Raw genomic sequence first — 15843 nt, 5'->3', positions numbered from 1 at the left:
TTTTCATTCATTCATATTATAACATATATTATTTATGATAGTAAGTATTTTGTTCGGATTTAATAAATTAAAAAAAAGTTCTATTTAAGAATTATAATAATATAATCTACTAAAACAAATTATTAAACTAGGAGGTACAATATATGTATAAAATGAGTCCAATTGATAAATTTTCTATTATTATGATGATTTTAGGCGGCATAAACTGGGGAATAATAGGATTATTTCAATTAAATCTTATTAACCTTTTGCTTAATTCTCTTCCTTTGTTAGAAAAAATTATATATATTTTAGTAGGATTATCATCTCTAAATGTATTGGTATTATTGTTTAAGTGTAAATCTAAAGAACTATAAAATAAATAAAAGGCATATAGCCTTTTATTTATTCTTTTAAATCTTCAATTAATTTATACATTTCTTCTGCAGCTAAAGTTTCATCATCTCCGTTGGCTGTTATAGAAATCTTAGACCCTTTTCTAACACCCAAAGATAATACATTAATTAAACTTTTAGCGTTGGCTTTTTTGTCTTCAAAGTCTAAGTAAATATCAGATTTAAATGAGGATGCTTTTCTTACCAATAATGTAGCAGATCTTGCATGTAATCCAGTAGATGCTCTAATAATAGCCTCTTTTTTTATCATATTCAACCACCTCAAATTAATCATTAAATTTATATAATAATTTAATTATATCATTAGACTATCTAAAAATTAATTAAATTTATCCATAAACCTCTCAATTCTATCTAATCCTTCTGTAATTTTTTCAAGAGAAGTAGCATAAGATAATCTTACATATTCATCTAAACCAAAAGCTACTCCTGGGATTACTGCAACCTTTTCTACATCTAAAATCATATCAGAAAATTCCATTGAATTAGATATAGTATTCCCATTTACCTTTTTACCGTATACACTAGATACGTTAAGCATAATGTAAAATGCTCCTTCTGGCTCAATGCAAGATAACTTTGGATTTGCCTTTATTCTTGAAACCATATAGTCTCGCCTTTGAGCAAATTGTTTAACCATAAAATCTAAATCATCTTGTGGCCCAGTAAGCGCTTCAAGTGCAGCATATTGAGAAATAGAAGTAGGATTAGATGTAGTATGACTTTGTATACTAGACATAAGCTTTATTATCTCTTTTGGTCCAGCAGCATAACCAATTCTCCATCCAGTCATTGCATAAGACTTAGAAACAGCGTTAATCACAATTGTTCTATTAAAAGTATCTTCACTTAAGCTTGCAATGCTAACATGAGTTTTATTACCATATATTAATTTTTCGTATATTTCATCAGAAATAATTATTAAATCATACTTTTGGGCAAAATCAGCTATTTCCATTAGCTCTTTATGTGAATATATAGAACCAGCAGGATTATTTGGGCTATTTAATATAATTGCTTTTGTTTTTTTGCTTATAGCCTTCTCGAGAGAATCTAAAGTATATTTATAATCATTTTCTTTCTTATTTTCTACATAAACTGGTTTTCCATCCGAAAGCTTAATCAATTCAGGATAACTAACCCAGTAAGGAATTGGGACTAATACTTCATCCCCAGGATTTAATATAGACTGAAATACATTTGATAAACACTGCTTACCACCAGTTGAAATTATAACTTGATCCATAGTATAAGTTAAATCATTATCTTTTTTAAATTTTTGTACTATAGCCTCTTTTAATTCATTTATTCCTGAAGCTGGAGTATACCTTGTTAAGCCTGCTTCTATAGCTTTTTTTGCAGCCTCTTGAATATTTTTAGGTGTATCAAAATCTGGTTCTCCCGCACCAAAACTAATAACATCGATTCCTTCATTTTTCATTTGCTTAGCTTTTGCTGTTATTGCTAAAGTCAATGAAGGTGAAATTTGCTTTGCCTTTTCTGATAAAATCATTATTCTTCACCCTTCCTTTACATTTAAGAAATTATATATTAAATTATCTCGATTATTTTTTGAAGACTCAATTTAAAGCCCTAAAATATTCGATAATATTGCTATCTTGGTTGAACAATCAGTTTAATTGCAGTTCTTTCTTCCCCATCAATTTCAATATCTGTAAAAGCGGGTACACAAACTAAATCTATTCCACTAGGAGCTACAAAGCCTCTAGCAATTGCCACTGCTTTAATTGCTTGATTCAGAGCACCTGCTCCAATAGCTTGAATTTCTGCAGAGCCAATTTCTTTTAGTACTCCTGTTAGCGCCCCTGCTACAGAGTTTGGACTTGATTTTGATGATACTTTTAATACTTCCATGATAGACCCCCTAAGTAATGATTGTAAATGTATATAAGATATATCCTTATTATATTCTACAATCAAATTAAAAATCCTTTCTATATCTAATAAAATTAGAATAAAAAAGGATTTCTTAATATCATAAACTATTTTGCATATTCAATTGATCTTACTTCTCTTATAATATTAACTTTAATCTGACCTGGATATTCTAATTCATTTTCGATAGTTTTTACAATATTTCTCGCCATCTCAACACATCCAAGGTCATCAACTATTTCTGGTTTAACCATTATCCTAACTTCTCTTCCTGCTTGTATAGCATAAGATTTATCTACACCTTCATAAGAGTTTGCTATTTCTTCAAGCTTTTCTAATCTTTTAATGTACGCTTCTATTGTTTCTCTTCTAGCACCTGGTCTAGCAGCAGATATAGCATCAGCAGCCTGAACAAGTATAGCCTCAATTGATTCAGATTCAACATCTCCATGATGTGCTGCAATCGCATTAACGATGACTTGAGATTCATGATATTTTTTAGCCATTTCTGATCCTATTAAAGCATGAGGCCCTTCTACTTCATGATCTACAGCTTTACCTATATCGTGAAGCAAACCAGCTCTTTTAGCTAAAGTCGGGTCCATACCCAATTCAGAAGCCATTAAGCCTGCTAAATAAGCAACTTCTATGGAATGCTTTAAAACATTCTGACCGTAACTAGTACGATATTTAAGTCTTCCTAATAATTTTATTATTTCTTGATGAAGACCATGTACTCCAGTTTCAAAGGTTGCTTGCTCTCCTTCTTCTTTTATATCATTTTCAACTTCTTTCTTGGCTTTTTCTACCATTTCCTCTATTCTTGCAGGATGTATCCTTCCGTCAATAATAAGCTTTTCTAAAGCTATTCTAGCTATTTGTCTTCTAATCGGATCAAATCCCGAAAGTATTACAGCTTCAGGTGTATCGTCAATTATTAGATCAACTCCAGTTAATGTTTCTAAAGCCCTTATGTTTCTTCCTTCTCTTCCAATTATTCTACCCTTCATTTCATCGTTAGGTAAGGAAACAACGTATACAGTACTTTCAGCTACATGATCAGCAGCACATCTTTGAATAGCACAGGAAATTATTTCTCTTGCTTTTTTATCTGATTCTTCCTTTGCTTTATTCTCCATGTCTTTTATCATTACTGCAACGTCGTGTTTGATTTCTTTTCTTGTTTCCTCTAATAATAATTCTCGAGCTTCTTCAGAAGATAGATTTGATAGTTTTTCAAGTTCTTGTCTTTGACTTTCATATAACTCATCAACACTAGCTTCTTTTTCTATTATTTCTTGTTGCTTCTTATTAAGAGCTTCTTCTTTATTTTCAATAGCTTCGCTTTTCTTGTCGAGTATTTCTTCTCTTTGTATAATTCTTCTTTCAAGTCTTTGAATTTCGTTTCTTCTTTCTCTTGACTCTTTTTCAAAATCATTTCTTAGTTTATGAACTTCTTCTTTTGCTTCTAAAATCGATTCCTTTTTTATAGATTCTGCACTTTTTTCAGCATCTTCAACTAGTTGTTTTGCCTTTAATTCAGCATCTGCAATTTTTGCCTGCGAAATATTTTTCCTCACATATATAATCACAAAAATACAAACAAGTACAAGAATCACTGCTAATAAAAGTACCAAATACATATTCAAATTTTCTCGCAAATCAACACCTCCTTACTCTATCCTATTTGGAATTAGTAAACAAGCGTCATTTAAGTTTAGAAAAGGTGTTACATTTGTTTATATATCAATCAGTATTTTGTTAAACCAGTAATTGTATTCATTTTATATTATTTTTAAATTCATGTCAAGTTTTTGCAAATATTGTTAGAATTATTTAGCATCATTTTCCTTAACATCAGATTCTACTTTTTTAGATAAAGGAAGATTATGTTTGATTCTAATTTGATTTTCAATTTCTTTTAAAATATTTTCATTTTCTTTTAAAAATTGCTTAGCATTTTCTCTACCTTGGCCTAACCTAATATCGTTGTAAGAAAACCAAGAACCGCTTTTTTGAACTATTTCTTCTTCAACACCAACATCAAGAATGTTTCCTTCTGTAGAGATACCTGTACCATACATAATATCAAATTCAGCTTGCTTAAAAGGTGGAGCAACTTTATTTTTTACTACTTTTACTCTTGTTCTACTTCCTAAGAACTCATCACCTTGCTTAATTGTATCTACTTTTCTTACATCTAATCTTACGGATGCATAGAACTTTAATGCTCTTCCACCTGGAGTAGTCTCAGGATTTCCAAACATAACGCCAACCTTTTCTCTTAATTGATTAATGAATATAGTAGCGCATTTTGATTTATTAATAGAACCAGTTAATTTTCTTAAAGCTTGTGACATAAGTCTAGCTTGTAATCCTACATGAGAATCTCCCATTTCACCTTCAATTTCAGCCTTTGGAACTAAAGCTGCTACTGAGTCAATTACAATGACATCAATTGCACCTGATCTTACTAAAGCTTCGCATATTTCTAAAGCCTGTTCTCCAGTGTCAGGTTGAGATAATACAAGATTATCAACATCAACCCCTAAAGCTTTAGCGTAAACTGGATCTAAAGCATGTTCAGCATCTATAAATGCTGCTGTTCCTCCATTTTTTTGTGCCTCTGCAATGATATGTAGAGCAACAGTAGTTTTGCCTGAAGATTCAGGTCCGAATATTTCAATAACCCTTCCTCTTGGAATTCCACCTATACCTAATGCAATATCTAGTGATAAGCTTCCTGTAGAAATTGCTTCTACATTTATTACTTCACTTTCTCCTAATTTCATTACAGAACCTTTTCCAAACTGTTTTTCAATTTGAGTTAAAGCTGCTTGAAGAGCTTTTAATTTTTCATTATTCATATTTTATTACCCCTTTCAGGTTACATACATTTCGAACATTTGTTCTACTAAATTATACAATATATCGTTATGCAGGTCAATAGCATACGATAAAAGTTCCTATATTAAACTTTATAGGAACTTTTTATGATTATGCCCAATATTTTCACTAATAATCATCTAATTGAGCTGAGTACTTTTCTGTTCTTTATAAAATAATCAAAGCCTGAAATAATAGTAGCTAATACAGCTAAAAATAATGATAGATATGTTAAATACTCAATATAGATAGAATTACTTATTAGATAAACCAATGCAGATATAATTGCCACTATTTGTGTTACAGTTTTTGTCTTACCCCACCAACTAGCTGCAATTACTAATCCTTCTGAAGCGGCAATAGTTCTAAGTCCTGTTACCGCAAATTCTCTTCCAATAATAATCATAGCAACCCAAGTAGGTATTATTTGATATTCCACAAGAGATATAAGTGCAGAAGTAACAAGTAATTTATCTGCTAAAGGATCCATAAATTTTCCAAAGTTAGTTATTTGATTTCTGCTTCTAGCAATATACCCATCTAACTTGTCCGTAAGAGCTGCTATAATGAAAATTGAAGTTGCAATAATTAATGTATATTTTGAATTAAATGAAATAAAAATCAAAAAGAAAGGAACTAACACTATTCTAGCTAATGTAAGTTTATTTGCAAGATTCATAGTTAACAACTCCTAATAAATCGTATTCGGAGGCATCTGTAATTAGTACCTCAGTAAAATCACCTATATTTAATATTTTATCACACTTAAACATGATTTCACCATCTATTTCTGGTGCCATTTCATAACTTCTACCATAATATAGTTCATTTTTTAAGCCTTCCACAATTGCTTTATAGGTTTTTCCTATTTTCTTTTTATTTATTTCTCTAGAAATAGCTTGTTGAGTAAGCATTAACTCTTCTAATCTAGACTCCTTTATATTCTCATCAATTTGATTATCCATTTTGGCAGCAGGGGTGTCTTCTTCTTGTGAATATTTAAATACTCCTAGCTTATCAAATTTAATTTCCTTTATAAATTCTTTAAGTTCATTAAAATCTTCTTCTGTTTCTCCTGGAAAACCTACTATAATTGAAGTTCTTAAAGTTATATCTTTTACCTTGCTTCGTAGTTTATTTATATTATTAATTATTAACTCTTTACTAGATTTTCTATTCATTTTTTTCAAAATTGAGTTGCTAATATGCTGTATTGGCATATCAAGGTATTTGCATACTTTATTGTTAGACGCCATCTCATCAATAAACTCTTCAGTTATTTTCTCCGGATATGAATACATAACTCTTATCCATTGTATTTTTTCAATTTTTGAAAGTTCTTTAATAAGTTCGTGTAATTTATTTTCATTATATATATCTGTACCATAGATAGACGTATCTTGCCCTACTAATATTATCTCTTTTACACCAATAGAAGCTAATTTTTCGGCTTCATCTACTATACTCTCAATTCTTCTGCTCCTATATTTACCCCTTATTTTAGGAATTATACAATAAGTACATAGATTATCACAGCCTTCAGAAATTCTTAAATATGCCACATGACCTTCAGTAGTTAAAATCCTATTACCCTCATTGATAATTTGATCACTATAATTACATTCAATTATATTTTGATTTTCGTTATTAAAGAAACATGCAATATGTTCTTGCATTCTAGCATAATCATTTACTCCTAGCATAATATCTATTTCAGGTACTAGCTTCTGCAATTCTTTTGAATATCTTTGTGTTAAACATCCTGTAGCAATTAGCATTTTACACTTGCCTCTTTTGTATTGTGCCATTTCAAGAATTGTATTTATTGATTCTTCCTTAGAGCTTTCGATAAAGCCGCATGTATTTACTATAATTATGTCGGCTTTGTTCGGGTCGTTGACTATTTCATTATTTCCTGAAAGATTACCTAGAATAATTTCTGAATCTATTCTATTTTTATCGCAACCTAAACTTATTAGTCCAATTTTATATTTAGTCACTAAATTTCCTCCTTAAGAACGTTAATTATCACAAAATTAATTTTAAATGGAATAATTGATTTTAACAAGTAAAATATATATTTATTTACTTATTATTTTTTAAACTATCATTTTCTAGCAGCACTTGTCTAGGCTTAGTACCATTTTTACCAGATATTATTCCTTTATCTTCAAGCTGTTCAATTATTCTTGCTGCTCTATTATACCCTATCCTTAATCTTCTTTGTAGAAAAGAAGTAGATATTTGACCACTTTCTAATACTATTTCAATGGCTTCATCTAATAAATCATCACTTTCAGAATCACCTTTTTCTACAGAAGAATTAATTTCATCGATAATCCCCTCTTCATAAGTAACTTCACTCTTTTGGGATTTAATAAAGTTTACTATTTTTTCTACTTCTTCTTCAGATATAAATGCTCCTTGTATCCTAATAGGTTTAGATTCACCTACAGGATAATAAAGCATATCACCTTTTCCTAATAATTTTTCTGCACCAGCTGAATCTATTATAGTTCTAGAATCAATCTGGCTTGATACTGCAAATGAAATTCTTGAAGGAATATTTGCCTTTATTACTCCTGTAATTACATCAACAGAAGGCCTTTGAGTTGCAATTACAAGATGCATGCCAGCTGCTCTTGCCATTTGGGCAAGCCTAGCTATATATTCTTCAACTTCTCCCGGACAAACCATCATTAAATCAGCAAGCTCATCAATGATAATTACTACCCATGGTAACTTACTTTCTATTTTACCTTTATTATATAGTTCATTATATCCTTCAATATTTCTTACGCTATTCTCCGCAAAAAGGTTATACCTTCTTGACATTTCAGTAACTGCCCAATTTAATGCTCCAGCAGCTTTTTTAGGATTTGTAACTACTGGAATTAATAGATGAGGTATATTATTATATATGTTTAATTCAACAACCTTTGGATCTACTAATAATAGTTTTACCTCTTCTGGTGTATATTTATATAATAAGCTCACAATTAACGTGTTGATACATACACTTTTACCAGATCCAGTAGCTCCTGCAATTAATAGATGAGGCATTTTAGATAAATCAGCTACTACACACTTTCCTCCAATGTCTTTTCCAATTGCAAAAGCTATATTTTTATTAAAGTTTCTAAACTCTTCTGATTCAATTACCTCTTTTAAAAATACCGGTAATGTCTCCTTATTTGGAATTTCAATTCCAACAGCGCTTTTACCTGGAATAGGAGCTTCAATTCTAATAGATGATGCAGCTAAGCTTAATGCAATATCATCTGATAAATGAGTTATTTTACTTACCTTAACTCCTGCACTTGGTTGAAGTTCAAACCTTGTAACGGATGGTCCTTTGGTAACCTGCATTACCTTTGCTTCAACTCCAAAACTGCTTAAGGTTTCTTCAAGTTTAGAAGCAATATTTATCAATTCTTTTTTACTGCTCTTATTAGTTGTGATATTTTCATTATAGTTTAAAAGCTGAAGTGGAGGGAAGATATAGGCTACCTCATTTTTAGTTAATCCTTCATTAATTTCTTTATTTAATTCCTCACTTAACCCCTCTTCAGATTTATCTGAATTTTTATCAAGGACTTTAGTTGATTTTTCCTTAAGATTCTCATTGTTCTTACTGAAGGCTACTCTTGGCTCAAATACTTTTATTTCCCTATTTTCAACATTATCTTTACTAACATCTCCCTCAGTTGATTTCATAAAGTTTACCATTTTAATTTTATGATTTATATTTTTTATAAAGGAAGATTGGTTATCTTCTATTTTACTTTCAAGTTTATTATTTTGTTTAATGGATTCTTCGTCCTTATTAGGTGTTCTAAAATACATAAATATATCTTTAATATTAATTTCTACTATTAATACTATGGATATTATATATATAGCTGTCATTATAAAGTATGAACCAATACTTCCAAATAATTTGTACAAAGGTATATCTATTAAATATGTAATTATTCCTCCGTGAAAGATACTAGGATTGCTATATATTTTTTTTATTCCTTGTAGTATATCATTATTTATATAATATTTATTTATGTTTATCATTTGAATTAACATTAGTGAATTAGTTATAAACAAAATTATTCCATAAAATCTATTATTAAATATTACCTTGCCATTTTTGATTATATAGCTAACTCCAGTTAAAATTATTATTAATGGAAAAAAATATGATCCTAATCCCATAAGGGCAATAAAAGTCTTTTTAATTGTTATTCCAATTAATCCTGATGAATTTGTAATAAAAACACTTAATAGCATAAGAACTCCAACAGTAATTAATAATATTCCTTTAATATCATTACCAAATCTGTTAGTGCTTTCAGGTGTTTTTTTATTACTTTTGCTATTTTTTCTTGCCACTTTAATATCACCTCTATGTTTATTTTCTACATAGGATTTAATTATCCTTTTTATTAAAAAATAAAACTAGCTAAAGAAAATCTTAGCTAGTTTTGCTTTTTTACTTCATCAATCATCTGATCTAGTTTTTTGATTGCATCGCTTAAACCACCAACTTCATCTATTATACCATAATCTACTGCCTGTTTTCCAATCAATATTGTTCCCATATCATTTAATAATTCATCTGTTTGTAACATAAGCTTTCTTAGAACACCTTTATCAACTTTTGATGTGCGCCCTATAAATTCTATTATTCTCTCCTGCATTTTATTAAAATATTCAAAGGTCTGTGGTACTCCTAATACCAATCCATTCATTCTAATTGGATGAATTATCATTGTGGCAGAAGGAGAAATAAAAGAGTATTTAGAACAGGTTGCTAAGGGAACACCAATGGAGTGACTTCCTCCAATCACTAAGGATACAGTTGGCTTACTTAAACTATTTATCATTTCAGAAATTGCTAGTCCAGCCTCTACATCTCCTCCAACTGTATTTAAAATAATTAAAACCCCTTCAACTGTTGAATCTGTTTCAATAGAAACTAATTGAGGAATTAAATGTTCATATTTTGTTGATTTAGACTGTGGTGGTAATACTGAATGCCCTTCTATCTGTCCAATTATTGGGAGTATCTGAAATCGCTGATTCATGCTGCTGGTTTTTGAGACTCCTAGTTCTTTTATATTGTCTAAATTATTTTTATTATTTTCTGTTCTGGATATTTCATCACACATAATAATCTCCTCCTATTTGCAATTAGTGTTTGCTTAATAGAAAGGGACTATTCATTTTAGTTGTTATCTAATTCAAATTCTTTGTGTAAAGCTTTGATAGCATCTACTGCATACTTAGATTCTACTAAACACCAAATTGTTATATGAGAATCTGCTGTTTGCAAAACTTCAATTTTTTCTTTAATTAAAGATTTTAATATTTTAGCCATTACACCAGGTATACCTCGCATTCTCGAACCAATAACAGCAATTTTACTACATTTATCTTTAAAAGAATATTTTAATCCTAAAGAATTCATTATGTTATTGAAGTTTTCGAAATCTTTATCATCTATAGTGAAAATCTTTTGATTTGGAAATACATTAATTAGATCAATACTAATATAGTTTTCGGCTAAAACAGGTAAAATATCAAAATAATTTTCATTCTCAATGTTTTCACTTAATTGAACTATTATCTGAGTTCTATTGTCGATATGTGTTATTCCAGTGATAACATTTTTTGATTCTGAATCTCCAAAATTATCAATAACTGTTCCATCGCATTCACTCATGGTATTTTTTATTAATAAAGGAATATTACCTTTCATTGCTACTTCAACTGCTCTAGGATGAATAACTTTAGCTCCCTGATCAGCAAATTGAAATACTTCATTATAGCTAATTTCTTTTATTAGCTTTGCATCTTCAACTATTCTTGGATCTGCTGTCATTATACCATCTACGTCAGTATAAATTTCGATTCCTTCTGCTCTTAAAGCTACTCCTAGCAAAGAAGCAGTAACATCACTTCCTCCTCTGCCTAAAGTAGTAATAAAACCCTCCTCATCAATACCTTGAAAACCTGAAACAACAGGCACGATATTTTTCTCCAATAAACCTAAAATAACTTTATCATCTACATGCTTTACATTTGCATTTCCAAAATTATTATCAGTTTTTATTCCGGCCTGTCCACCGGTAAGCGGCAATGCTTGTATATTTTTTTTATAAAGCTCATTGCACATAATTACCGAGCTTATTATCTCCCCGCAGCTCATTAATAAATCAACAGCTAGTTTACATGAGTTTTTAAAATCTTCAGTTAAAGTAGACAGCAATGTATCAGTCGCGTATGGCTCTCCTTTCCTTCCCATAGCGGAAACAACCACTACTGGGTGAAAACCCAATTCTTTTGCTTTAAGAATTTTACTCACTACTAATTTTCTTCTTTCATAAGTAGATACTGAAGTACCACCGAATTTTTGAACTAAAATTTTCATAATTTCCTCCAAGTTATTTATAAGATTTTTTAATATCTTCTTCTTCAACATCGAGTATTATAGTTTTAGAACCGATCTTATTTACACACTCCCAAGGTAGTTCAAGAAAGTCGCTACCTTTTAAAAAACTAAAATGCTGATTAGATTTATTTACTATAAGAAATTTTAAAGATCCATTTTCGTCAATTAATATATCATTATTCATTAAAAACCCGTATTTTTCTCCATTATTTATATTTATTATTTCATATTTTTCTATTTCGCTATATCTTCTGAATTTTTCCTCCAAAATAATTTCCTCCTTAATATATATTAATAATATTAATATATATTAAGGAGTCATTATTATAATTCAACTTTTTTTGAATTTTTAAAAGCCACTTTATCCGGAGTAAAGATTCTTATAATTTTATCCTCGTCGAAATTTTCTCCTACAAAAGCAGAATTTTCAATTCCGTTAGAAAAAGTATTTTCCATAACATAATTAAGCTTATCAGTGTTAACTTCATCAATTTTATTTAGTATTTCTTCTGGTGGTATTATCTTATCGAAAAATAAAGCAATTCTGCCATTTCTAAACATTCTGCTGCTGGTACTTTCTAAACCTAAAATAAAATTTCCTTTTAATTGTTCTTTCAATTTAAATATTTTATCTCTTTCTTTTAATAAATTATCAACTTTAAAATTTTCTAATTCATTTTTTATATATTTAATAGCTTTTAAAGAACTTTTAGGATTCATACTAGTATATATATTTAGAGTTCCAGAATTAACATAGGAGGATATATAAGAATAAATTGTATAGCACATACCTAATTCTTCTCTAATCTTTTGAAATAAAATGGATGAAGCTCCTCCTCCAAAATATGTGTTTAGTAACATTAATGCATACATGTTATCATCACCTAAAACTAATCCACTCATTCCCAAATTCATATGTAACTGTTCAATTTTTTTATTTAGAAACAGATGAGATTTATTTAATATAGGATAAGAATAGCCTTGTGATTTTATCTCAGGATTATTTAAATTTTTATTCTCCCAATGGCCAAAATATCTTTCTATTATTTTTTCAATTGAGTTACTATCTACTTTTCCACTGATTGAAATCACTGTGTTTTCAGGTGAATACATATTATTAATGTATTCAATAATACTATTTCTATTAAACGATTTTACTGTTTGAATTTCACCTAAAATTGGCAACGAAAGAGAATCTTCTCCATAGGCAGCTTTACTATATAAATCCATTAACATATCTTCTGGGTTATCAATGTTCATTTTTATTTCTTCAATAATTACTTTTTTTTCTTTTTCAATATCTTCTTCTAAAAATAAACTATTAAACAACATATCAGATAAAATATCTAAAGCTAATTCTAAATGAGTATCTAAAATTTTTATATAAAAGCAAGTTGCCTCTTTCCCAGTAAATGCATTAAGTTGTCCTCCTACATCTTCTATACATTCAACAATCTCTTTAGCAGATTTTGTTTTAGTTCCTTTAAATAGCATATGCTCTATAAAATGAGAAATACCGTTATTATACTTATTTTCATTCCTGGAACCATTTTTAATCCAAATTCCAACTGTAACAGAGTTAACATAATCAATACTTTCTAAAACGACTTTTACACCATTGTTTAACTTAAATGAATTATACATTTTTCCTCCTGATTAAGATAAAATAAAAAGGCATCACTGCCCTTCTACTCTAATTATCTATTTCTTCTTTTTGCTCTGCTTCTGAGTCTTTAATAGCATCTTTTCTTGATAGATTTACTCTTCCCATAGAATCTATTTCTGTTACTTTTACTAAGATTTCATCTCCTACAGAAACTACATCTTCAACTTTATTTACACGTTTAACGTCAAGCTTAGAAATATGAACTAAACCTTCTTTACCAGGAAGAATTTCTACAAAAGCCCCGAAATTAGAAATCTTAGTTACTTTTCCTAAGTAAATTTCTCCTTCTTTAACTTCCCTAGTATATCCATCAATCATTGCTAAAGCTTTTTTACCAGATTCATAATCTTCAGCAGTTACAAAAACAGAACCATCATCTTTAATATCTATTTTTACTCCTGTTTCATCAATAATTTTATTGATAGTTTTTCCGCCAGCACCAATAACGTCTTTGATTTTTGCTGGGTTTATTTTGATTGTGAATACCTTAGGAGCATATACTGAAACTTCTTCTCTAGGTTTTGAAATACAATTATTCATTACCTCTAAAATTTTTAATCTAGCTTCTCTTGCATCTTCTATAGCATTTTTTATACATTCATTTGATAATCCTTCAATTTTAGTATCTACTTGAATTGCAGTAATTCCTTTTTCTGTTCCAGCTACTTTAAAATCCATATCTCCAAAGAAGTCTTCTATTCCTTGAATATCAGTTAAAATTGCTTCTTCTGTTAAGCCTTCACTTGTAACAAGACCCATAGCTATTCCTGCAGCAGGTCTTTTAATTGGAACACCTGCATCTAATAAAGCAAGAGTACTTCCGCAAACACTAGCTTGAGAAGTGGAACCATTTGAACTTAAAACTTCAGAAACTAATCTAATTGCATATGGGAATTCTTCTTCACTCGGTATTAATGGCTCAATTGCCTTTTCAGCTAAAGCTCCATGACCTATTTCTCTTCTATTAGGTCCTCTTAATGGCTTTACTTCACCAACACTATAAGATGGGAAATTGTAGTGATGCATATATCTCTTTGATGTTTCTTCACCTATTCCATCTAATATTTGAACTTCACTAATTGAACCTAAAGTAGCAACACTCATTACTTGAGTCATTCCCCTAGTAAAAATTCCACTTCCATGTGTCCTTGGAAGTATTGAAACCTCAGCATCCAATTCTCTTATTTGTTTAAAGTCTCTAGCATCTGGTCTTCTTTTTTCTTTTAATATCATATTTCTTACTACTGATTTTTGCATATGATAAACTGTTTCGGAAATATCCATTAAATTATCAGGGTACTTCTCACTAAATTCATTGTTTACTTTTTCTTTAATTTCATCAATTGCTTTATTTCTTAAATCTTTATCAGTTATATACATAGCTTCTTTAATCATATGGAAAGCAAAATCTTCTACTTCTTTTTCTACTTCTTTATTTACTTCATAAAGTTTTGTTTCAGCCTTTTGTTTTCCGTATTCTTTCATAACTTTTTCTTGGAAATCAGCAATCTTTTTACACTCTTCAAAACCAAACATAATAGCATCATACATTACGTCTTCTGGTATCTCATTACCACCAGCTTCTATCATCATTACTCTATCTTTTGTAGCACATACAGTTAAGTCTAAAATGCTTTGCTCTCTTTGCTTTGAAGTAGGATTAATTATGAATTCTCCATCAATTAAACCAACTGCTACGGTACCTACTGGATTTGTAAATGGAATACTTGATAAACATAAAGCAAATGAAGCTCCATTCATTGCAAGTATATTTGGTAGATTATCTTGATCTACTGATAATACTGTACAAACTACTTGAACATCATTTCTATATCCATCTGGAAATAAAGGTCTTAATGGTCTGTCAATTGCTCTTGCATTTAGGATAGCCTTATCTGAAGGTCTCCCTTCTCTTTTAATGAAACCTCCTGGTATCTTTCCAACAGAGTAAAGTCTTTCTTGATATTCAATACTCAAAGGGAAAAAGTCAATTCCTTCCTTTGGCTCTTCTGAGGCATTTGCATTTATTAGTATTACAGTTTCACCATAACTTAATATTAAGGCACAATCTGAAAGCATACCAACCTTGCCTATTTCACCTTTAAGCTTTCTTCCAGCGACAATAGTTTCGAATGTTTTAGCTTCTCTCATTTTGTATATCCTCCTTTCAATCTATTACATTATTATATTGTTTCCCATTAAAATTCTTTATTATTTAATAAATTATAAATTTTTAAAATAATAGAGCGGTGCTAGCCCGCTCTCACTATTTTCTTAAATTTAAGTTTTTAACTAAAGTACGATATCTTTCAATGTCTTGATCTTTTAAGTAATTTAAAAGACCTCTTCTCTTACCAACCATCATTAAAAGACCTCTTCTTGAGTGATGATCTTTTTTATGTTCTTTAAGATGGTCATTTAAATGATTAATTCTCTCAGTTAATAATGCTACTTGTACTTCTGGAGAGCCTGTATCTCCTTCGTGTGTTGCGTATTGATTAATAATTTCTTGTTTTCTAGCCTTTTCCATTAAAAAGCACCTCCGATTTTGTAAT

The 15843-nt window shown here is 29.6% G+C and carries 15 protein-coding genes; 1 reads left to right on the top strand and 14 read right to left on the bottom strand.

The features are described from left to right. The first annotated feature begins 143 nt into the window (after nt 1-143). Nucleotides 144-356, top strand: coding sequence for a DUF378 domain-containing protein (locus CLHOM_RS02370; RefSeq protein WP_052220081.1), 213 nt, complete (start codon nt 144-146; stop codon nt 354-356). 28 nt (nt 357-384) lie between these two features. On the opposite strand, the gene CLHOM_RS02365 is transcribed toward CLHOM_RS02370, so the two are convergent. The 14 genes from CLHOM_RS02365 to rpsO form a co-directional block, all read right to left on the bottom strand. Continuing rightward, nucleotides 385-645, bottom strand: coding sequence for an HPr family phosphocarrier protein (locus tag CLHOM_RS02365; protein WP_052220080.1), 261 nt, complete (start codon nt 643-645; stop codon nt 385-387). Nucleotides 646-714: 69 nt separating this feature from the next. Continuing rightward, nucleotides 715-1908 carry a pyridoxal phosphate-dependent aminotransferase gene (locus CLHOM_RS02360; protein ID WP_052220079.1) on the bottom strand — a complete coding sequence of 398 codons (1194 nt, stop codon included), beginning with the start codon at nt 1906-1908 and terminating at the stop codon, nt 715-717. A gap of 101 nt (nt 1909-2009) precedes the next feature. Next, nucleotides 2010-2270 carry a stage V sporulation protein S gene (locus CLHOM_RS02355; protein WP_052220078.1) on the bottom strand — a complete coding sequence of 87 codons (261 nt, stop codon included), beginning with the start codon at nt 2268-2270 and terminating at the stop codon, nt 2010-2012. 128 nt (nt 2271-2398) lie between these two features. After that, complete coding sequence (gene rny / locus CLHOM_RS02350) at nt 2399-3934, bottom strand: ribonuclease Y (protein ID WP_139205627.1); 1536 nt, start codon at nt 3932-3934, stop codon at nt 2399-2401. Nucleotides 3935-4123: 189 nt separating this feature from the next. Beyond that, a complete protein-coding gene (gene recA, locus CLHOM_RS02345; RefSeq protein WP_052220077.1) occupies nt 4124-5158 on the bottom strand; it encodes a recombinase RecA in 1035 nt (344 codons plus the stop codon). Between the two features lie 155 nt (nt 5159-5313). Beyond that, nucleotides 5314-5856 carry a CDP-diacylglycerol--glycerol-3-phosphate 3-phosphatidyltransferase gene (gene pgsA / locus CLHOM_RS02340; RefSeq protein WP_052220076.1) on the bottom strand — a complete coding sequence of 181 codons (543 nt, stop codon included), beginning with the start codon at nt 5854-5856 and terminating at the stop codon, nt 5314-5316. Then, nucleotides 5840-7177: a 30S ribosomal protein S12 methylthiotransferase RimO gene (gene rimO / locus CLHOM_RS02335; RefSeq protein WP_052220075.1), complete on the bottom strand. Its 1338-nt coding sequence runs from the start codon at nt 7175-7177 to the stop codon at nt 5840-5842. The genes pgsA and rimO overlap by 17 nt, the downstream gene beginning before the upstream one ends. A gap of 85 nt (nt 7178-7262) precedes the next feature. Beyond that, entirely contained in the window at nt 7263-9560 is a 2298-nt protein-coding gene (locus CLHOM_RS02330) for an FtsK/SpoIIIE family DNA translocase (RefSeq protein WP_052220074.1), read from the bottom strand. Nucleotides 9561-9646: 86 nt separating this feature from the next. Further along, nucleotides 9647-10339 carry a ClpP family protease gene (locus CLHOM_RS02325; RefSeq protein WP_052220073.1) on the bottom strand — a complete coding sequence of 231 codons (693 nt, stop codon included), beginning with the start codon at nt 10337-10339 and terminating at the stop codon, nt 9647-9649. Nucleotides 10340-10395: 56 nt separating this feature from the next. Next, nucleotides 10396-11601 (bottom strand): aspartate kinase, encoded by a 1206-nt coding sequence (gene dapG / locus CLHOM_RS02320; protein WP_052220072.1) that lies wholly within the window; start codon nt 11599-11601, stop codon nt 10396-10398. Between the two features lie 13 nt (nt 11602-11614). Beyond that, the gene (locus CLHOM_RS02315; RefSeq protein ID WP_052220071.1) at nt 11615-11890 is read right to left on the bottom strand and encodes a YlmC/YmxH family sporulation protein; all 276 of its coding nucleotides are present in this window, start codon (nt 11888-11890) and stop codon (nt 11615-11617) included. 56 nt (nt 11891-11946) lie between these two features. Then, a complete protein-coding gene (locus CLHOM_RS02310) occupies nt 11947-13266 on the bottom strand; it encodes a M16 family metallopeptidase (RefSeq protein ID WP_052220070.1) in 1320 nt (439 codons plus the stop codon). Nucleotides 13267-13315: 49 nt separating this feature from the next. After that, nucleotides 13316-15439 (bottom strand): polyribonucleotide nucleotidyltransferase, encoded by a 2124-nt coding sequence (locus CLHOM_RS02305; protein WP_052220069.1) that lies wholly within the window; start codon nt 15437-15439, stop codon nt 13316-13318. Nucleotides 15440-15554: 115 nt separating this feature from the next. Further along, complete coding sequence (gene rpsO / locus CLHOM_RS02300; protein WP_052220068.1) at nt 15555-15818, bottom strand: 30S ribosomal protein S15; 264 nt, start codon at nt 15816-15818, stop codon at nt 15555-15557. Nucleotides 15819-15843: the final 25 nt, after the last annotated feature.

Source organism: Clostridium homopropionicum DSM 5847, assembly GCF_001263795.1.
GTDB lineage: Bacteria > Bacillota > Clostridia > Clostridiales > Clostridiaceae > Clostridium_H > Clostridium_H homopropionicum.
This window is presented reverse-complemented; position numbering and strand designations above follow the sequence as displayed.